The sequence below is a fragment of the Curtobacterium sp. CFBP9011 genome (assembly GCF_034045095.1).
GTDB lineage: Bacteria > Actinomycetota > Actinomycetes > Actinomycetales > Microbacteriaceae > Curtobacterium.
In genome coordinates this window covers 183,795-202,794 of sequence record NZ_JAXCWN010000006.1, presented here as the reverse complement: position 1 = coordinate 202,794, position 19,000 = coordinate 183,795, and the positions used below count along the sequence as shown (strand labels likewise).

Genomic DNA, 19,000 nt, shown 5'->3' with positions numbered 1-19,000 from the left:
CCCTTCGGCTCAGTACAGCTAGTGCTCGGTGGGGCCGATCTCGATCGACGCCGGGCGGGTCTGCTCCGGCAGCAGGTACCGGGCGACGGAGCCGTCCTCGTCCTGCTCGTCGACGTCGCGCTCGGTGATTATCGCCACCGGCGTCGCGGGGGAGATGAGCAGCATGGCGGGGGTCGCCCGACCGTCGCCGTAGTTCACCTGCAGCCACATGAACGGGTGCTCCCGGAGGCCCGCGTCGATGCGCGCCTGGACGGTCTCGGTGTCCTCGTTCGCGATCGTGTACTGCGTGCCGCCGTAGGTCAGGACCGTGCGCTTCACAGGATGTCTCCGGAGTCGGTCGGTTCGGGCACGATGCGGAGGCCCGCGGACGACCCGGCTGTCAGGCCCAGTGCTTCGACCCAGGCACGGTTCACGGCGGGGATGCGGCTGCCGGAGTAGCGGAAGACCAGGGGCATCGAGCGGTCGAGCCAGATCGCGGTTCGGCCGTCCCCGAGCTCGACGTCGTCCTTCCACGAGAACATGAAGGACTCACCACGCCGGAGCTTCATCCCGATGACGATCTGCAGGTGCGTCAGCAGGCGGTCGTCGAACTCGGCGGTGAACGTGGAGTCGTAGACGAGTTTGCCCATGGTGGTGTGTCCTTCCGCGCCGTCTGTCCAGCTCCGGCCGATCTTAAACGTCCCTCAGGAGCCGTCCGGGAGCCTGGCCGACATGCGCCGTATCCACTACGTGAACAGCCACATCCTCACCGGGGACCGCACCTGCAAGGCGCTCCTCCGCTACTGCCGTGCCCTGGCTGTGGCGGGGACGTCCGACGTCGTGCAGATCCCGGTGATCACCGAGGGTGGCGGCACGGTCTACGCCCACCTGCTCATCGGGCCGGCGAGTGAGATCTTCTCCACGCCGGTGCCGGACAGTGCCGACGAGCCGTTCGACCAGCAGGTCATCGAGTACCTCGAGGCGGAGACGCTGCGTCTCCAGCCCGCCCGGCCGGCGTGGCACGAGGAGATGACCGACGTGCCGGACATCGGCGAGGACTTCTGAGCGAGGGGACCGTCGCGACGGTGGCGACCTGCGCGACGCTGCGGTGCCCCTGGCCCTGAGGCGGGCCCGGACGCACGAGACGCCGCCGGACGCACGAGACGCCGCCGGATCCGGCGGCGTTTCGGCAGGTCGGCGGCGTCTCGCGGAACGCAAGACGCTGGGCTCAGTCGCGGACGAACTGCTCGATCGCGACGTCGCCGGTGTTGACGCGGAAGGTCTTGCCGACCGACGCGTCGTCGTGCAGGGACGCGGCGACCAGCGCGGCGACGTCCGCGCGGGCGATGCTCGAGGACGGGTCGGCGGTCTCGACGGAGCCGGTCGCGTCGTCGTCGGTCAGGGTGCTCGGGGCGACGATCGTCCAGTCGAGCGCCGAGTCGCGGAGGACCGCGTCGGCGACGGTCTTCGCCTCGGCGTAGGCGAAGAAGTCGTCGTCCTCGGGGACGCCGTGGCCGAGGCCCGCGTCCGACCAGGAGACGAGGACGAAGCGCTGGACCTCGGCCTCGAGGGCGGCGTGCATCGAGCGGATCGCGGCGTCCCGGTCGACGGCCCAGGTGCGCTCGGCGGAACCCCCGCCGGCGCCGGCTGCCCACACGATCGCGTCGTGGCCTCGGACCAGGTCGGTGAGGCCGGCGATGTCGAGCTGCTCGATGTCGGCGACGACGGGCTCCGCACCGGTGGCGCGGACGTCGTCCTGCTGCTCGGCCTTCCGGATGACCGACGAGACGGTGTCGCCGCGGCCCGTCAGGAGCTGCGCGGTGAGGAGGGCGACGCGGCCGTGGCCGCCGAGGATGATGACGTTGCTCATGACGTGGACGGTACGCGCGGGCCCTGATGACGGGGTGGTCGGCGACGGGGTGGTCGGCGACCGGCCGGGAGGGTCGTCCCGCGCCCTCGGGCACGGTACTCGGGCAGGATGGCCGGCATGGGCAGCGACGAGGGGACGGCGCGGACGGATCCCGCGTCCGTCGTCTGGGGGCCGAGCGCCCCGACGCACCGGCGGTACGAGCGGCGGTCTGTGGTCGGGACCGGCGAGGCGGCGTGGGAGCGGGCCTCCCGGTCGGTGCTCCGCTGGGGCGTGAAGACCCGCAGCGGCTTCTCGGTGCCGGACGACGCCGAGGTGCAGCCGGGCCGGCGGCTCGAGGTGCGCTTCCGGATCGGCCCGGTCGTCGTGCGGGAGCCGGTCGAGGTCGTCGCGGTGGTGCGCACCGACGACCGGGTCGGGTTCGCCTACCGGACCCTGCCAGGCCACCCCGTCGACGGCGAGGAGTCGTTCATCGTCAGCCGCGACGGCGACACCGTCTGGTTGACGCTGCGGTCCCTGACCCGGCCGTCGACCACCCGCGCCTGGGCACTGGTGTTCCCGGTGCTCCGTGCCGCGCAGGTCGTCGTCCGCTGGCGGTACCGGCGCGCGCTCCGCTGAACGCGCTGCGCTGCGCGGGTCGGGGCGTGGCCCCCGGTCGGGATGCGCGGCCCGGTTCCGTCGCGATTCGCGGATCCGCGGACGCGTTCGTGTCCGCTCGAGCGGGTGTCGTAGCGTCGGAGACACCAGGACGAACACCATCCCGCGTGCCCCGACATCCCCCGCGATCCGCGGTGGCCTGGCCGCAGCGGTCGCCCCGGTCGACGTGGGACCGAACGAGGTCCCTGCAGAGGAGGCGAAGCTCATGCCCGCCACCATCACCGCCATCCCGACACCCCTCGCCGGAGGCCCGGCCGTTCGTCGGCCGACGCGCACCGAGACCTTCACCGAGATCCGCGAAGCCACCCACGGTCGCATCCTGACCGCGAGCGCGCTCGTCGTCGGCCTCGCCGCCGTCACCACGTTCACGCTCGCCGTGATCGCCCTGGTGGTCGCCTCGTGATCCCCGCAGCACCAGCGCCGTACGACGTCGTCGCGCTGACCGAACCCATCGACATGACCGCGCTGATGCGCGAACAGGAGGCCTTCCGTGCGTGACTCCACCCTGATGCAGGAACTCCGCTCCGACCCGCTGGAGTGGCACCGTCGAGGCATGTCCTCGCCCCTCGAGATCGACCGGATCGTGATCAGCCGGCTCGGCATCGGTGTCAGCACCGACCCGACGTACGCCGACTTCTTCCAGGCTGCCGCGTGATCGCCCTCGAGCAGGGACCGGTCCGCGTGACGGCCGACTCGTCCGGGCTGAGTGCCGACCACCGGGTCGTCTGGGCCCGTCTCGGACGCCTCGAGGCGCTCTGTGCCGAGCGCACCGCCCGGAGCACCGCGCTCCGCACCACGACGACGACGACCATCTGACGTGGGCGTCGACGTCGAGCACGAACCGCACCGCTGGGACCGTGCTCGCGTCGTCGACGCCGCCGACCGGGTCTTCACCGCCGAGGGTGCCGCCGGTCTCGAACACGCCACCGTCGCGACGCTCGCCGGGACGGACCCGGACACGGTCCGGGCGTACTTCCCGGACCAGATCGACGTCGTCGTCGCCGTGCTGGAACACCGGCACGCGCAGTGGAACGACGGGCTCGCCGAGGCCGCCCTCGGAGCCGCAGATGCCCGGGACGAGATCCTCACCGTGTTCGCGCACCTCGAGGCCTGCTTCCGCGACCCGACCTGGACCGGCTGCGCGTTCATCAACGGGTACGGCGAACTCGGCCGCTCCGAGTCCCGCGTCGCCGCCCTGGCCCACGAACACCTGCGCGGCATCGAAGCGCACCTGCACGCCCTCGCCGGTCGCGCCGGCCTGCCCGTGCACGTGGCCGATGCGCTCTCCCTGCTGGTCGAGGGCGCCAAGGTCGAGTCGGCGATCCACCGCACCACCCGCCCGGCGCGATCCGCCCGGCTCGCGGCGGCCACGCTCATGACGGCCTACGCGCCCAGCGCGCACACCGACTTCATCTAGGCCGAAGCTCGTCTGACCGTTCGAGCGTGTCCCTCGGGCTCTCGCCGAACTCCGCCGCGTACTGCTGCGCGAAGCGTCCGAGGTGAGCGAACCCCCAGGCCGCGGCGACCTCGCGCACCGAGACGGCGGTCGGGTCGGAGACGAGCAACTCCTGGCGCACCCGGTCCAGGCGCACCTGCCGGATGTAGGCGTTCGGCGTGGTCTGCAGGTCCCGCTGGAAGACCTCCTGCAGCGCGCGCAGACTGACGTCGAGGTGTCGCGCCAGGGAACTCGTCGTGATCGGCATCCGGGCGTGGTCCTGGATGTACTCGACGGCCGCGCGGACGTGCACCGACAGCGCGGTGCCCTCGGGGCGCCGGCGCACCGGACGTTGCTGCGGGTACATCTCCAGCAGGGACGCCGCCGCCAGCCGGGCCATCTCGGCGTGCAGCAGCCGCCCGGGCGTCCCGTCGCGGAGGGTGTGCGAGATGAGGGACACCGTGTTGTGCCAGGTCCGCACGGACTGCTCGGAGGGTGCGGTCAGGTGGTCGAAGCGCAGCCCGGCGGACAGGTCGGCACCCTGCTCGGCCGCGACGCGTTCGACGACCTCGCGGGACAGGTGCACGAGGCGCTGCTCGTAGTCGTCCATCGCGAACGAGAACGTGCGGTCGGGGAGCAGGGGCACGGGGACGCCGGGCTCCATCTCGAGCACCGTGCCCCCGGTGTCGAGCCGCGAGGAACCGGACTGCAGCCACTGCACGATGACGGCGTCGGAGGGCGGCAGGTCCCCGTCGACGTGTCCGCCGAACTGCGACGTGTGGAGCGACATCGTGCTGTCGCCGAGGGCCGCGTACCGGAACGAGAACGGCGTCGACGCCGGCCCGACGTGCAGGTCGGCGCCGTACAGGTCCGCGATGAAGGTCGCGGCCTCTCCGAGGTCCGTCCCCGTCACGTCGAGACGCACCGGCATCGCGTCGTCGATCGGCATCAGGCGAAGCATCCCACGACGGCCGTCCCCCGTGGCAGCCCGGTGTCCGGGAACCGCCACGGGGGACCGACCGGCCGCGTCCTACGGACCATCAGCGCGTCACCGCATCACCGCGGGTCAGCCGCGGATCGCCTCGGCCAGCTTCACCCGGCCACCGGTGCGGAGCAGGGCGTTCTCGTAGACCCGCGCACCGAGGAGCACGACGACCAGGGCGGACACCGCGACGACGACCAGCGACAGCAGGGGCTCCCACCACTCGGCCGTCCCCAGGAAGATCCGGACCGGCATGCCGATCGGAGCGCTGAACGGCACGTACGACATGATCCCGAGGATCGTCGGGTCGTCCGCGGCGAACACGATGAGGAAGTACGGGATCATCAACAGCATCATCACCGGGGTGGTCACGCTGCCGACGTCCTCCTGCCGGGACACCAGCGCCGCCGAGGCCGCGAACAGCGCCGCGATGAGGACGAACCCGACCGCGAAGAACCCGACGAACCAGAGCGCGCTCGGGCCGAGCAGCGTGAAGAGGTTGTCCTGCCCGGTCACCGCCAGGGCCACGGCGGCCGCGATCGCGATCGCGACGATCTGGCCGAGCGCCATCACGCTGTTGCCGATCACCTTGCCCGCCAGCAGCGCCCGAGCCGGGATCGCCGCCATCAGGATCTCCACGACCCGGGTGGACTTCTCCTCCACGACGCTCTGCGCGATCGACTGGCCGAAGGTGACGGCCGAGGCGAAGAACACCACACCGAACGCGATGCCCACCAGGGACACCAGACCGGGCGGCAGGGCGCCGGGGTCGAGCAGGTCGACCTCGGGCGAGACACTGAGCGCCTGGACGACATCGGTCGGGGCGCTGTCGAGGCCGACGACACGGAAGCCGAGCTGCCCGCCGTCGGGGACGATCGCGGCGTCCACCTCGCCGTCACGGACGAGCTGCTCGGCCGCGGCACGGTCGGACGTCCTGGTCACGTCGAGCCCGTCCGAGCTCGGCAGGGTCACCCCGCTGACCACGGCGACCGGGGTCGTCGCGTTCGCCGTCGACTTCCCGACGATGCCCGCGACGACGATGCCCGCCACGACCATCACGAGCAGGATCACCGCGGAGACGACGAAGGCCTTGCTGCGGAGCCGGGCCTGGATCTCCCGCACGGTGACGAGCCGGACGGCGTCGACGGTGCTGCGCTGCAGGATGCCGCGCTGGACGGCGCTCATCGCACGACCTCCGTGAAGACCTCGCTGAGCCGGGGGACCCGCGCGCCGAACGACGCCACCCCGCCACGGGCGACCGCACGCTGCAGGACGGTCTGGGCGACGGACTCGTCGGCCTCGAACAGGGCGTACCCGCCGTCGAAGGCCCGGATGGTGACCCCGGGCTCGTCGCGGAGCCAGGCGACGTCGTCCGCCACCAGGATCTCCCACGCGGCGGGACCGGCGTTGCGACGGAGCTCGTCCTGCGGCCCGGCGGCCCGGATCCGACCGCCGGCGATCACGACGACGTCGTCGCAGAGCCGTTCGACGACGTCGAGCTGGTGGCTGGAGAACAGCACCGGCACCCCGTCCGCCGCCGTCTCGCGGAGGACGCCGAGGACCGTGTCGACGGCCATCGGGTCGAGCCCGGAGAACGGCTCGTCGAGCACCAGGACCTCGGGTCGGTGCGCCAGGGCCGCGGCGACCTGCACCCGCTGCTGGTTGCCGAGCGAGAGCTTCTCCACCGGGTCCGTGGCGTGCGCGCCGAGTTCGAGCCGCTCGAGCAGCTCGGTCGTCCGGGTGGTCGCGGTCCGGCGGTCGACGCCGTGCAGCCGCGCCAGGTAGGTGACCTGCTCGGCGACCGGCATCTTCGGGTAGAGGCCGCGCTCCTCGGGCATGTACCCGAACCGACGTCGGTCGGCGGGGCCGATCGGGACGCCGTCGATCGCGACCGTGCCGCTGTCGGCGTCGAGCACGCCGAGCATGATGCGCATGGTGGTGGTCTTGCCGGCGCCGTTGCCGCCGACGAACCCGGTCAACCGACCGCGGCCGACCGTGAAGCCGACGTCGTCGAGCACCTGGCGCTCGCCGAAGTGCTTGGTCACTCCCTCGATGCTGAGCATGACGGGTCCCTTCCGCAGCGGCCCTCGCTGCGCCTCCGACGCTACGAGAGCGGCCAGCCCAGCGCCTCCGGCCCGCGACGGGGATCGCGCCGGCGTCGCCTCCGCCGCGCGGGGGAGGCCAGGTCAGTCACCGGAGCGGACCACGCCGTTCTCGTACGCCCACACCACGGCCTGGATCCGGTCGCGCAGGCCGAGCTTCTGCAGCACGTTCGACACGTGGGTCGTCACGGTGGCGTCCCCGACGAAGAGCAGCCGGGCGATCTCGGCGTTGCTGAGCCCCCGTCCGAGCAGCCGGAGCACCTCGGTCTCACGCTCGGTCAGGCCGGGCACCGGAGCCGCGCAGGGTTCGGTGCTGACGGTCGGCGGCTCGGCGGCCGGCGTCACCACGGGCACGCTCGCCGTCGTCGCGCGGCTGATCACCCGCCGGGTCACGTCGGGGGAGAGCAGGGCGTCCCCGGCGGCGACGGTCCGCACCGCCTCGATGAGCTTCTCGGGCGAGGCGTTCTTCAGCAGGAACCCGCTGGCACCGGCTGCGAGGGCGTCGAACAGGTACTCGTCGGTGTCGAACGTGGTCAGCACGAGCACCGCCGGCGGGTCGTCCGTCGCGGTGATCCGCCGTGCCGCCTCGAGCCCGTCGACGCCGGGCATCTGCACGTCGAGGCACACCACGTCCGGGCGGTGCTCGGCGACGGCCGCGACGGCTGCGGCACCGTCGCGGGCCTCGGCGACGACCCGCACGCCGGGTTCGGACTCGAGGATCACCCGGAAGCCCGCCCGCACCAGGTCCTGGTCGTCGGCCAGGACCACCCGGATCACACCGTCGGCAGCCATGCCCGCACCAGGTAGCCGCCGCGGGCTCGGGGTCCGATCTCGATCCGTCCGCCGACCGCGTCGACGCGCTCGCGCATCCCGACGTGGCCGAGCCCGCTGCCCGCGGTCGACCGGGAGGCCCGTGCCCCGGCACCCGTGTCGGTCACCTCGAGCTCGAGGGCGTCCGGCAGGTAGCGCAGCCGTAGGTCGGCGCGGGCGTCCGGGCCGGCGTGCTTGAGGACGTTCGTCACCGCCTCTTGGGCGATCCGGTAGGTGACCGAGGCGACGGTCGGCGGGACGGCGCGTTCGTCGCCGACGACGCTGAAGCCGGTGGCGTGCCCGGCGGTCGTCGCGGCGGCCGCGAGTTCCGGCAGGCGCGCGAGCCCCTCGGTGCTCGGGGCGTCCGCGGGCAGCGTGTGCCCGTCGGCGTCGGTCTGGCGGAGGGTGCCGAGCATCCGGCGGAGTTCCTCGACCGCGGTCCGGGCGCTGTCCTCGACGACGGCGAGGGACGCGGCGGCCTGCTCCGGGTCGCGCTCGAGCACCCGTCGGGCGGCACCGGCCTGCACGCCCATCAGCGACACGTGGTGGGCGACGACGTCGTGCAGTTCGCGGGCGATCCGGACCCGTTCGAGCGCGACCGCCTGCGCCGCGGACCGTTCCCGCTCGGCGGCCAGCTCGACGGTGCGCACGTCGAGGTCGTGCTTGGCGACCGCGGCCGTCCAGGCACGGTTGCCGGAGTACCAGGCCGCGCCGAAGTACACGAGGTTGATGACGATCGCCAGCAGGGAGTTCGCCACGTACGGCGGGATCGCCGAGTCACCGTCGTCGGGCAGCGCGCTCGGCACCGACCACCGGAACACGATCGCCAGGAACACCCACGCGAACATGCCGAGGATGAGGACCCAGCGCACCACTTCGGCGCGGGTCCGGTCGGAGCACCAGGCACCGACCGTGTACAGGGCGATGAACAGCGTGAAGTTGAGGAACAGCCCCTCTGGCACGTGCAGGAGCTGGGTCGCGGCGAAGGCCAGCGCCGTGAGGACGGCGACCGACATCGGGAAACGCCGGCGGAAGGCCAGGGGCCCGGCGTTCGCGACGACCATCAGCGCCGACACCCACCACGGAGCCGGGTCGTCGTACAGGCCGATCGCGCCGTAGAGGGTCATCGACACCGTGAGCGCGGCGGCGAGCACGAGCGCCAGGAGCGTGTCCTGCCGGTGTTCGCGCCGTCCCACCGGCAGCCGCGACCACTCCTCGCTGCGCGCCGGTCCGTCCCCGGCGTTCACCCCCGTGCCCGTCATGGGGACCACGGTAGCGGCTCATGTCGGCAGGGCCGCCGCGGCGACACCGACCTGTGGACGGTGGTCGGGACCCGGCCACCTGTGGAGGGCGACGGACGGGAGGCCGTGGTGCGGGCCTCCCGTCCGTCACCCCGCGCGCATCAGCGGTAGGCGCGCTCGTACGGTGCCGGCTTGTACGGCAGGTCCACCCGGAGCGCCTGCGCGGCACGGATCGGGAAGTTCGGGTCGCGCAGCGCGCCCCGCCCGATGAGCACCACGTCGGCCTGCCCGAGGGCGACGATCTGCTCCGCCTGGAACGGGTCGTCGATCATCCCGACGGCCGCGACCGGCACGCCCGTGGCCTGCCGGATCGCCGTCGCGAACGGCAGCTGGTAGCCGGGGCCGACCGGGATCGGGGCGTTCTGGACGTTGCCGCCGGTCGACACGGACACGAGGTCGACCCCGTGCTCGCCGAGCCAGGCGGACAGCTGCTCGGACTCGGGGAGGTCCCAGCCGCCCTCGACCCAGTCGGTCGCGGACAGACGGACGACGAGCGGGACGTCCTCGCCGACCTCGGCCCGGACGGCGTCGACCGTCTCGAGCAGGGCGCGGGCGCGGTTCTCGAGCGAGCCGCCGTACTGGTCGGTGCGCTCGTTCGACAGGGGCGACAGGAACTCGTGCAGCAGGTACCCGTGGGCGCCGTGCAGTTCCAGCAGGTCGAAGCCGGCGTCGACGGCGCGGCGTGCGGCGGCCGCGAAGGCCCGGACCACGTCGGCGATGCCCTCGACGGTCAGCTCGGTGGGGACGTGCAGGCCGGGGAACGCGACCGGCGACGGGCCGACCGGCTGCCACCCGCCCTGCTCCGGCGCGACGTTGCCGCCGCCCGCGGTGGGACCCCACTCGCGGCTGGTGGAGGCCTTGCGGCCGGCGTGGGCGAGCTGGATGCCGGCGACGGCCCCCTGGCTGTGGATGAAGTCGGTGATCGGCCGGAACGCGTCGCGCTGCTCGTCGTTCCAGAGCCCGAGGTCCTGCGGGCTGATGCGACCCTCGGGGACGACGCCGGTGGCCTCGACGACCACTGCGCCGGCACCGCCGCGGGCCAGGCCGCCCAGGTGCACGAGGTGCCAGGGCGTGGGGACGCCGTCCTGCGCCTCGACCATGTACTGGCACATCGGCGGGATCCAGACGCGGTTCCGGATCTCGAGTCCGCGGAGGGTGATGGGGTCGAAGAGTGCGTGGGTCACGCGGGTCCTTCCCGGTTGTTCGGTTCGTGGGCCTGTCCACAGTACGACTGTCGTCGTACCGATTGCCCGGGAAGGGTGCAGACCGCCACGGCCACCGTCAGCAGAGCTCGATCGGCGGCACCTTCGTCGACGCCACCCAGACCGACTCCACGCGCTCTCCGGTGCCGTCGAGCTGGAAGGTGATGTACCGACCGTCCCGCCGGATGGTCCAGAACGAGTACGGGCCGTCCGTCGTGCCGTCGGTCGAGTACGAGCCCGAGACCGCGAGGTCGGGGTAGGTCTGCCGGAGTTCCGTCAGGCTGGTGCCGATGCCCATGCCTTCGGGCGTGCTCGGGTTGTCGTCCACGTCGGCAGCCGTGACCGGGTCGGTCCCCGTCGGACGGATCACCAGGACCGCGGTCACCGTGCCGTCAGGGTTCAGCACCGTGATCGCCCCGTGGCCCGGGTGGTCGAAGAACGTGATGTCCTCCGCCCGGCACGGTTCGCTGTCGGGCTCCCGCTCGTAGACCCGATCGACGTCGTCGAGCTCGCTGGCGACCGTTCCGCCGAAGGCGATCGGGCCCACTTCCCCGCCCGTGATCGTCCACGTGCCCGGATCGGCCGGGTCGTACGGTCGCCGCACCGGCCCGGTAGCGGTCGCGGACGGCTCCGGAGCCGGGGTGTCGACGACCGGGGCGGACGCCGGGGTGCTCGCGGGCACCGAGGGTTCGGTGGTCGGGCTCGGCGCCGGCGCGGCCTGCTGGACCTGCGGGACGACGGCGAGCGCGACGGCGCCACCGGCAGCGCCGAGGGCGAGGAGGGCGACGGCGGCGATGACGATGCGGCTGCGGTGACGCCGGGGCTTCGGGTGCCGTTCCTCGGCGTGCTCGAGGACGTTCTGCTTCATCGAGACGAGCATCCGCTGCAGGTCGTCTCCGGTGGGGGGCTCAGTGTTCATCGTGCATCACCGCCTTCTTCAGTCGTGCTCGGGAGCGGGACACCCGCTGGGTCACGGCACCGACGCTCAACCCGAGCATCGTGGCCGCCTCGGTGTACGAGTGGCCCTCGATCAGGCACAGCTCGCAGATCCGCCGGTCGAGCGGCGGGAGGGTGTCGATCTCGTCACGGATCGACGATCCTGACGAAGTCGTGACCGGCGTGTCCGTGTTCTCCACAGGCGATGCGGTCCTGTGCGCGAGGTCGGTGGAACGGCACTACGCTCGGACCCGGCCCGCGACGCGATGCTGCGCCAGGTCTGCGGGCCGTCCAGCTCTGGCGTCCAGGAGGACCGAAGTGACCGATTCCGCACCCGTCGACCCCACATCGACCGCAGGATGGAAGCAGCTCGACGGCATCGCCGCCGGCTTCTCCCCGGACCTCCGGGGGTGGTTCGACGCCGACCCCGGTCGTGCCGAGAAGTACACCTTCCAGGCCGCGGACCTGACCGTCGACCTGTCGAAGGGCCTGGTGACCGAAGAGGTCCTGCAGGCACTGTTGCAGGTCGCGGAGGACACCGGCGTCGCCGAGCGCTACCAGGCGATGATCTCCGGTGAGCGCATCAACGTCACCGAGGACCGTGCCGTCCTGCACACCGCGCTCCGCCGACCCAAGGCGCCCGAGGGCCTGGTCCCCGCCGCACCCCTGACCGTCGACGGCCAGGACGTCGACGCCGACGTGCACGCCACGCTCGACAAGGTCTACGCCTTCGCCGAGCAGGTCCGTTCCGGCGCCTGGACCGGTGTCACCGGCAAGCGCATCGAGACCGTCGTCAACATCGGCATCGGCGGCTCCGACCTCGGCCCGGTCATGGTCTACGAAGCCCTCAAGCCGTACGTGCAGCAGGGGCTCGAGGTCCGGTTCGTCTCGAACATCGACCCCGCCGACATCCACGAGAAGACCGTCGGCCTCGACCCCGAGACCACGCTGTTCATCGTCGCGTCGAAGACCTTCGGCACCCTCGAGACCCTGACGAACGCCCGTCTGGCGCGCCAGTGGCTCTGGGCGGGCCTGGGCCTCGCCGACGCCGGTGACGACGAGAAGAAGGACGCCGTCGCGAAGCACTTCGTCGCCGTGTCCACCGCCCTCGACAAGGTCGCCGCGTTCGGCATCGACCCGGAGAACGCCTTCGGCTTCTGGGACTGGGTCGGCGGCCGCTACTCGGTCGACTCGGCCATCGGCACCAGCGTCGTCATCGCGATCGGCCAGGAGAACTGGGAGCAGTTCCTCGCCGGCTTCCACGCCATCGACGAGCACATGCGCACCGCCCCGCTCGAGCAGAACGTCCCCGTCCTGATGGGCCTGCTCAACGTCTGGTACACGAACTTCCTCGGCGCCCAGAGCCACGCGGTCCTGCCGTACACGCAGTACCTGCACCGCTTCCCGGCCTACCTGCAGCAGCTCACCATGGAGTCGAACGGCAAGCGCGTCCGCTGGGACGGCTCGGACGTCGTCACCGACACGGGCGAGGTCTTCTGGGGCGAGCCGGGCACGAACGGCCAGCACGCGTTCTACCAGCTCATCCACCAGGGCACGCGCCTGATCCCGGCCGACTTCATCACGGTCGCGAAGCCCGCCCACGCCCTCGCCGACCAGACCGGCGACGGCAAGGCCGTGCAGCCCGGTCAGGACGTCCACTCGCTGTTCCTGGCGAACTTCTTCGCGCAGTCGAAGGCGCTGGCGTTCGGCAAGACCGCCGACGAGGTCCGTGCCGAGGGCACCACCGACGAGATGATCGTCGCGGCCCGCACCTTCACCGGCAACAAGCCGAGCACGTCGATCCTCGCGCCGGAGCTCACCCCGAGCGTCCTCGGCCAGCTGATCGCCCTCTACGAGCACATCGTGTTCACCGAGGGGACCATCTGGGGCATCGACTCGTTCGACCAGTGGGGTGTCGAGCTCGGCAAGCAGCTCGCGCTGCAGGTCGCCCCGGCGGTCGACGGCGACCAGGACGCCCTCGACGCGCAGGACTCCTCGACGAAGGCGCTCATCGCCAAGTACCTCGAGTTGCGCGGCTGATCCGACGCACTGACACGAGAGGCCCGTCGCTACGGCGACGGGCCTCTCGTGCGTCTCGGCCCGCCGTCAGCGCCGCCGGACCAGCACCACCGAGTCCTCCAGCGTCGCCGGGCTGCCGTCCGGTGCAGTGACGTGCCGGGTGCGGAGCTCCGCGACCTCGACGTCCCACCCGTCGTCGAGCGCGAGCTGCGAGACCTGTTCCGCCGGTCCGACCAGCGGTTCGGCGTGCGCGTGCTCGGCGTGCGACGCCCAGGACGGAGACCCGGCGTGCCCGACGACGACCAGGCGCCCGCCGGGTGCCACGAGCGTCGTCGCCCGACGGAGCACCGCGGCCCGCGGGAACGACACCGACGAGTGCAGGAACGACGCCGTGACCAGGTCGAACCGGTCGTCGGTGTCCCAGGTCGCCAGGTCGGCCTGCACCCAGGTCACCCGGTCACCGAGTCCGACGCGCTCGGCCTCGGCGCGTCCGCGGGCGAGGGCGTTCGCCGCGATGTCCACCGCGGTGACCCGCCACCCCTGCGCGGCCATCCAGAGCGCGTCGCCGCCCTCACCGCTGCCGAGGTCGAGCGCCCGGCGCGCACGAGCAGCCCCGCCATCTGCCGCCGGGTCGCCGTCGGGGGAGAGCCGCCCGACCGTGTCGACGAGTGACGCGTTCGGTGCCCCCGACCAGATCGGGGCGTCCCCGTAGCGGTCGGTCCAGTAGGCCTCGGCATCCGTGCCGGGAGTGGGTTCTGCGGTCATCCGCGCAGCATCCCACCGGTGCTCGGGGACGGCCAGTACGATTGCCGGATCGGCAACGGCGACGACGTTCCCGGGGTCCGTCCGGCGCAGTCGCAACGGAGACCCAGCATCGATACGGAAGTATGTGCAAGTGACGATCATGACCGAGCGGCCTCAGCAGGACACCCCGAGCGCCGAGACGGAGCGACCCGGCAACGCGACCGTCCGCTTCCGCAACGCCGCTGTCCTGGCCGTCGAGACCACCGTCGCGGACCGCGTGACCACCTCCGCGGACATCGAGGAGAAGCTCGGCGGTGTGCTCCGTCGCCTCCGCCTGCCGATGGGTCTGCTCGAGCGCGTCGCCGGCGTGCGGGAGCGCCGCAACTGGGGTGAGAACCAGTCCTTCCAGGACGCCGCGATCGACGCCGGACGTCGTGCCATGGCCGCCGCGGGCATCAAGCCCGAGGACGTCGGCCTGCTCATCAACACCTCGGTGACGCGTCCGCACCTCGAGCCCTCGGTGGCCGTGCGCCTGCACCACGGCCTGGGTCTGCCGACGTCGGCCATCAACTTCGACATCGCGAACGCCTGCCTGGGCTTCGTCAACGCCATGAGCGTCGCCGCCGGGATGATCGACTCCGGCCAGATCAAGTACGCCCTCGTCGTCGACGGCGAGGACGCGGACCAGGTGCAGCTCAACACCATCGACCGCCTGAACCAGGGCGGCCGGAACCGCAAGGACTTCATGAGCGAGTTCGCCAGCCTGACGCTCGGCTCCGGTGCCGCCGCGGCCGTGCTCGGCCCGGCGGACCTGCACCCGACCGGCCACCGCATCGTCGGTGGTGTCACCCGTGCGGCGACCCAGTGGTACGACCTGTGCGTCGGCAGCGTCGACGGCATGTTCACGGACGCCAAGATGCTGCTCAAGGGCGGCATGGAGCTCGTCGTCGCCGCCTGGAACGAAGCGCGCGCCCACTTCGACTGGACCGACATGGACCGGTACGTGCTGCACCAGGTCTCCGACGTGCACACGAACGCGTTCGTCGCCGCGATCGGCGTCCCACGCGACAAGGTCCCCACCACGTACGAACGGTTCGGCAACGTCGGCCCCGCGTCGATCCCGATCACCCTGGCGGACGAGGTCGCCCGCGGCTCGATCCGCCCCGGCGACCGCGTGTTCCTCGGCGGTGTCGGCTCCGGCATCAACACGGCGATGATGGAACTGCGCTGGTGACACCGCGGTTGCCCCGCGTCGCCACGAGCACGGCTCCGGCGACGCTCCCTCCGCCCCTGCCCGGACTCGACCCGGCCTGGTCCCGCCTGGTCACGGTGCCTGGGACACCGTCGGACAACCCGGGAGGCCCGGCTCGCCCCGCGCGCACCTGGCACCTCCTCGACACGGCCGCGTCCCTGGCGGAGCTCGGCGTCGAGCCCGTCGGCACGCTGCTCTGCGTGCACGGCAACCCGACCTGGTCCTACCTGTGGCGCTCGGTCGTCGCGCAGTCACTCGCGGTCGCCGCTGCCGGCGGTCCGGCCTGGCGCGTCGTCGCCGTCGACCAGCTCGGCATGGGCTTCTCGGAGCGCACCGGCGTCGACCACCGCCTGGCCGACCGGGTCGCCGACCTCGGTGCGCTGACCGACGAGCTCGGACTCGCGGGCCCGGTCGTCACGCTCGGCCACGACTGGGGCGGTGTCGTCTCCCTCGGTTGGGCCGTCGACCACCCGGACCTCGTCGTCGCGGTGACGACCTGCAACACCGCCGTGCACCAGAGCGCTGACGCCCCGATCCCGGCACCGCTCCGCCTGGCGCTCCGCCCGCAGCTGCTCGGGCGCGCGACGGTCATCACCCCGGCGTTCATCGAGACCACCCTGGCGATCGCGCACCCGAAGCTCGACCGGGCCACCGCCGACGCCTACCGGGCGCCGTACCGCGGCGCTGCCCGACGCGGTGCGGTCGGCGGGTTCGTCGCGGACATCCCCGTCGACGCGTCCCACCCGAGCGCGGTCGAACTCGACCGCATCGCTGCCGGGGTCGCTGCGCTGCAGGTCCCGGCCCTGCTCCTCTGGGGGCCGCGCGACCCGGTGTTCCTCGAGCGCTACCTCGACGACCTCGCCGCCCGGCTGCCGCAGGCCGACGTGCACCGCTTCGAGGGTGCCGGACACCTGCTGCCGGACGACGCTGACGTCGCCGGGACGGTCTTCGACTGGCTCGGCGACCACCTGCCGGACGGTCGCGTGCCCACCCCGGCCGACGCGAGCCTCCCGGCCGACACCGACACCGACACCGACACCGACGCCGACGTCGACGTCGACGTCGACAGCACGCACCGCCCGCTCTGGACGCACCTGACCGAGCTCCGCGACAGCGATGAGCCGGCCCTGGTCGAGATGGCCGCACCCGGCGGGACCCGCACGATCACCTGGCGGCTGCTGGCCCGACGCATCGACGAGGTCGCCGCCGGACTGCTCGACCTCGGCGTCCGACACGGCGACCGGGTCTCGCTCCTGGTGACCCCCGGCGCCGACCTGACCGCCGCCCTCTACGCCTGCATCCGGATCGGCGCGGTCGTCGTGGTCGCGGACGCCGGACTCGGACTCGGCGGTCTGACCCGCGCCGTCCGTGGTGCCCGACCGGACTGGATCATCGGCGCCCTGCCCGGACTCGCCGCGGCGCGGGCCCTCGGCTGGCCCGGACGCCGGATCGCGACCGTGGCCCTGCCCGCCCCCGCTCGCCGGGCGCTGCGGGTCGAGCACACCCTCGCCGCCGTCGCCCGTCGCGGTGCCGCACGCCTGGCCGCCGGTTCCGCGTTGCCAGAGGCTCCCGCTGCCGACGCCCCGGCCGCGGTCCTGTTCACCTCCGGGTCGACCGGCCCCGCGAAGGGCGTCGTGTACACGCACGGGCAGCTCGGTGCGGTGCGGGACGCCCTCGCAGGCCAGTACGACGTCGGTGTCGGCACCGGCCTGGTGGCGGGCTTCGCGCCGTTCGCGCTGCTCGGCCCCGCCCTCGGTGCCCGCTCGGCCGCTCCCGACATGGACGTCACCGCACCCCGCACCCTGACCGCTCGTGCGGTCGCGGACGCCGTCGTGGCGGCCGACGCCACCGTGGTGTTCCTCTCGCCGGCGGCCCTGGCGAACGTGGTCGCGACGGCCTCCGCCCTGACCGACGACGACCGGCGGGCCCTCGGCCGGGTCCGGCTGTTCTTGTCCGCCGGTGCCCCGGTGTCGGCGGCGCTGCTCACCGCGGCGACCGAGCTGATGCCGAACGCCAGCGCACACACCCCCTACGGCATGACCGAGGGACTGCTCATGACGGACGTCGACCTGGACGGTGTCCGCGCTGCCGGGGCGTCCGGGGCCGAGGGGATCTGCGTCGGCCGGCCGGCTGCGTCGGTGCGGGTGCGGATCGCCCCGCTCGACGCCGACGGCCGCGCGACCGGAGCACTGACCGAGGCGCCCGACGTCACCGGCGAGATCGTCGTCGTCGCCCCGCACGTGCGGGACCACTACGACCGGCTCTGGCGGACCGACCGGGCCTCGCGCCTCGGTGTCGACGACCCCCGCGGCCACCGCACGGGCGACGTCGGACACCTCGACGCCTCCGGACAGCTCTGGGTCGAGGGCCGCATGCAGCACGTGGTGACCACGCCGGACGGCGTCGTCACCCCGGTCGGCCCCGAACAGCGCATCGAGCGGGTCGACGGCATCGGCCGCGTCGGCATCGCGGGCATCGGTCCGGCCGGCACGCAGCAGGTCGTCGCCGTCGTCGAGACCGTCCCCGCGGCACGATGCCCGGGCCCGGCTGCGCCCGCACTCGCCGATGCGGTCCGCGCTGCCGCCGGAGTACCGGTCGCCGCGGTCCTCGTCGTGCCGGTGCTGCCGACCGACATCCGGCACAACTCCAAGGTCGACCGGGCGCGGCTCTCCCGCTGGGCGTCGTCGGTGCTCGCCGGGGGACGGATGACCCGCCCGTGAGGGTCCTGGTCACCGGTGCGAGCGGCTTCCTCGGCCGCGCGGTCGCCGCTGCCGTCCGGGACGCCGGGCACGAGGTCCGGACGTTCCAGCGCCGACCCTCCGGTGTCGACGGCGTCATCGACGTGCTCGGCACGATGACCGACCCGGCAGCGGTCCGTTCCGCGGTCGACGGGGTCGAGGCGGTCGTGCACCTGGCCGCCAAGGTGTCCCTCGCCGGGGACCCCGCAGACTTCGAGCGGGTCAACGTCGACGGCACGCGGGACCTGCTCGCCGCCGCCCGCGCCGGAGGAGTGGCCCGCTTCGTGTTCGTCTCGTCGCCCTCCGTCGCCCACACCGGGGCGTCGATCGCCGGCGACGACGCCACCCCGGCGTCCCCGGAGACCGCCCGCGGCGACTACGCCCGGACCAAGGCCGCCGCGGAACGCCTGGCGCTGGCCGCCGACGCCCCCGGCTTCGCGGTCGTCGCCGTCCGCCCGCACCTGGTGTGGGGCCCGGGTGACGAGCAACTCGTCGGCCGCATCGTCGACCGGGCCCGGAGCGGACGCCTGCCGGTCCTGGACTCCGGCGCGGCCCTGATCGACACCTGCTACGTCGACAACGCCGCCACCGCGATGGTCGCCGCGCTGCACCGTGCCGAGGCCGTCCACGGCCAGGCGTACGTCGTGACGAACGGGGAACCGCGTCCGGTCGGGGAGCTCCTCGCCGGCATCTGCACGGCCTCCGGCGTCGCCGCGCCGCGGTGGCACCTGCCGGCCGCGCTCGCCCGGGCCGCCGGGTCCGCGATCGAGGCCGTCTGGCGTGTCCGCCCCGGCACCGACGAACCGCCGATGACCCGGTTCCTCGCCGAACAGCTCTCGACGTCGCACTGGTTCGACCAGCGCCGCACCCGGGCGGACCTCGACTGGACGCCGTCCGTCTCGATCGACCAGGGACTCCGCGCGCTCGCCGCCGCAGCCGATGCGGACGGGCACATCCGCCGTCCGTAGCGTGGTGG

22 protein-coding genes are annotated in these 19,000 nt (G+C 72.9%); 10 read left to right on the top strand and 12 right to left on the bottom strand.

Annotated elements, in window-relative coordinates:
- Positions 1-18 precede the first annotated feature (18 nt).
- Both SOM35_RS13870 and SOM35_RS13865 read right to left on the bottom strand, forming a co-directional pair.
- Complete coding sequence (locus SOM35_RS13870; RefSeq protein WP_111074458.1) at positions 19-318, bottom strand: hypothetical protein; 300 nt, start codon at positions 316-318, stop codon at positions 19-21.
- Complete coding sequence (locus tag SOM35_RS13865; RefSeq protein WP_320515860.1) at positions 315-629, bottom strand: DUF7882 family protein; 315 nt, start codon at positions 627-629, stop codon at positions 315-317. The genes SOM35_RS13870 and SOM35_RS13865 overlap by 4 nt, the downstream gene beginning before the upstream one ends.
- A gap of 82 nt (positions 630-711) precedes the next feature.
- Here SOM35_RS13865 and SOM35_RS13860 point away from each other — a divergent pair, with 82 nt between their 5' ends.
- Entirely contained in the window at positions 712-1,044 is a 333-nt protein-coding gene (locus tag SOM35_RS13860) for a hypothetical protein (protein ID WP_320515859.1), read from the top strand.
- A gap of 163 nt (positions 1,045-1,207) precedes the next feature.
- On the opposite strand, the gene SOM35_RS13855 is transcribed toward SOM35_RS13860, so the two are convergent.
- Positions 1,208-1,849, bottom strand: a complete 642-nt coding sequence (locus SOM35_RS13855) for an SDR family oxidoreductase (RefSeq protein WP_253464558.1) — start codon at positions 1,847-1,849, stop codon at positions 1,208-1,210.
- A 117-nt stretch (positions 1,850-1,966) separates the two neighbouring features.
- Here SOM35_RS13855 and SOM35_RS13850 point away from each other — a divergent pair, with 117 nt between their 5' ends.
- The 5 genes from SOM35_RS13850 to SOM35_RS13830 all read left to right on the top strand — a co-directional run bounded on the left by SOM35_RS13850 (position 1,967) and on the right by SOM35_RS13830 (position 3,920).
- Positions 1,967-2,464 carry a DUF1990 family protein gene (locus SOM35_RS13850; protein WP_320515858.1) on the top strand — a complete coding sequence of 166 codons (498 nt, stop codon included), beginning with the start codon at positions 1,967-1,969 and terminating at the stop codon, positions 2,462-2,464.
- 244 nt (positions 2,465-2,708) lie between these two features.
- Entirely contained in the window at positions 2,709-2,906 is a 198-nt protein-coding gene (locus SOM35_RS13845; RefSeq protein ID WP_253464542.1) for a hypothetical protein, read from the top strand.
- Positions 2,907-2,993: 87 nt separating this feature from the next.
- Positions 2,994-3,158 (top strand): hypothetical protein, encoded by a 165-nt coding sequence (locus SOM35_RS13840; protein ID WP_181439196.1) that lies wholly within the window; start codon positions 2,994-2,996, stop codon positions 3,156-3,158.
- Entirely contained in the window at positions 3,155-3,319 is a 165-nt protein-coding gene (locus tag SOM35_RS13835; protein WP_320515857.1) for a hypothetical protein, read from the top strand. Before SOM35_RS13840 ends, SOM35_RS13835 begins: the two co-directional genes overlap by 4 nt.
- A gap of 1 nt (position 3,320) precedes the next feature.
- Positions 3,321-3,920 (top strand): TetR/AcrR family transcriptional regulator, encoded by a 600-nt coding sequence (locus tag SOM35_RS13830; RefSeq protein WP_320515856.1) that lies wholly within the window; start codon positions 3,321-3,323, stop codon positions 3,918-3,920.
- Here SOM35_RS13830 and SOM35_RS13825 read toward each other — a convergent pair.
- The 8 genes from SOM35_RS13825 to SOM35_RS13790 all read right to left on the bottom strand — a co-directional run bounded on the left by SOM35_RS13825 (position 3,913) and on the right by SOM35_RS13790 (position 11,471).
- The gene (locus tag SOM35_RS13825; protein WP_320515855.1) at positions 3,913-4,887 is read right to left on the bottom strand and encodes a helix-turn-helix transcriptional regulator; all 975 of its coding nucleotides are present in this window, start codon (positions 4,885-4,887) and stop codon (positions 3,913-3,915) included. The two genes, SOM35_RS13830 and SOM35_RS13825, sit on opposite strands and share 8 nt — an antisense overlap.
- A 117-nt stretch (positions 4,888-5,004) precedes the next feature.
- The gene (locus SOM35_RS13820; RefSeq protein WP_253464529.1) at positions 5,005-6,105 is read right to left on the bottom strand and encodes an ABC transporter permease; all 1,101 of its coding nucleotides are present in this window, start codon (positions 6,103-6,105) and stop codon (positions 5,005-5,007) included.
- Positions 6,102-6,983 (bottom strand): ABC transporter ATP-binding protein, encoded by an 882-nt coding sequence (locus tag SOM35_RS13815; protein ID WP_320515854.1) that lies wholly within the window; start codon positions 6,981-6,983, stop codon positions 6,102-6,104. The genes SOM35_RS13820 and SOM35_RS13815 overlap by 4 nt, the downstream gene beginning before the upstream one ends.
- 123 nt (positions 6,984-7,106) lie before the next feature.
- Positions 7,107-7,814 (bottom strand): response regulator transcription factor, encoded by a 708-nt coding sequence (locus tag SOM35_RS13810; protein WP_320515853.1) that lies wholly within the window; start codon positions 7,812-7,814, stop codon positions 7,107-7,109.
- Positions 7,796-9,094: a sensor histidine kinase gene (locus SOM35_RS13805; RefSeq protein WP_320515852.1), complete on the bottom strand. Its 1,299-nt coding sequence runs from the start codon at positions 9,092-9,094 to the stop codon at positions 7,796-7,798. Before SOM35_RS13805 ends, SOM35_RS13810 begins: the two co-directional genes overlap by 19 nt.
- A gap of 140 nt (positions 9,095-9,234) precedes the next feature.
- Positions 9,235-10,317 (bottom strand): NADH:flavin oxidoreductase/NADH oxidase, encoded by a 1,083-nt coding sequence (locus SOM35_RS13800; RefSeq protein ID WP_320515851.1) that lies wholly within the window; start codon positions 10,315-10,317, stop codon positions 9,235-9,237.
- Between the two features lie 97 nt (positions 10,318-10,414).
- Positions 10,415-11,254 (bottom strand): RAD23 family protein, encoded by an 840-nt coding sequence (locus tag SOM35_RS13795; protein WP_320515850.1) that lies wholly within the window; start codon positions 11,252-11,254, stop codon positions 10,415-10,417.
- On the bottom strand, positions 11,244-11,471 hold the full coding sequence (locus SOM35_RS13790; RefSeq protein WP_320515849.1) for an RNA polymerase sigma factor: 228 nt from the start codon (positions 11,469-11,471) through the stop codon (positions 11,244-11,246). Before SOM35_RS13790 ends, SOM35_RS13795 begins: the two co-directional genes overlap by 11 nt.
- A 118-nt stretch (positions 11,472-11,589) precedes the next feature.
- Here SOM35_RS13790 and pgi point away from each other — a divergent pair, with 118 nt between their 5' ends.
- A complete protein-coding gene (gene pgi, locus SOM35_RS13785) occupies positions 11,590-13,311 on the top strand; it encodes a glucose-6-phosphate isomerase (RefSeq protein WP_320515848.1) in 1,722 nt (573 codons plus the stop codon).
- Between the two features lie 66 nt (positions 13,312-13,377).
- Here pgi and SOM35_RS13780 read toward each other — a convergent pair whose 3' ends face one another.
- Positions 13,378-14,055 carry a methyltransferase domain-containing protein gene (locus SOM35_RS13780; RefSeq protein WP_320515847.1) on the bottom strand — a complete coding sequence of 226 codons (678 nt, stop codon included), beginning with the start codon at positions 14,053-14,055 and terminating at the stop codon, positions 13,378-13,380.
- A gap of 139 nt (positions 14,056-14,194) precedes the next feature.
- Between SOM35_RS13780 and SOM35_RS13775 the strand changes: the two genes are divergently transcribed.
- From SOM35_RS13775 to SOM35_RS13765, 3 genes are read left to right on the top strand one after another with little or no spacing between them, the layout of a single operon-like run.
- Positions 14,195-15,268 carry a 3-oxoacyl-ACP synthase III gene (locus SOM35_RS13775; protein ID WP_111074622.1) on the top strand — a complete coding sequence of 358 codons (1,074 nt, stop codon included), beginning with the start codon at positions 14,195-14,197 and terminating at the stop codon, positions 15,266-15,268.
- Positions 15,265-18,006, top strand: coding sequence for an alpha/beta fold hydrolase (locus tag SOM35_RS13770; RefSeq protein WP_320515846.1), 2,742 nt, complete (start codon positions 15,265-15,267; stop codon positions 18,004-18,006). The genes SOM35_RS13775 and SOM35_RS13770 overlap by 4 nt, the downstream gene beginning before the upstream one ends.
- Positions 18,003-18,992 carry an NAD-dependent epimerase/dehydratase family protein gene (locus tag SOM35_RS13765; protein ID WP_320515845.1) on the top strand — a complete coding sequence of 330 codons (990 nt, stop codon included), beginning with the start codon at positions 18,003-18,005 and terminating at the stop codon, positions 18,990-18,992. The genes SOM35_RS13770 and SOM35_RS13765 overlap by 4 nt, the downstream gene beginning before the upstream one ends.
- Positions 18,993-19,000: the final 8 nt, after the last annotated feature.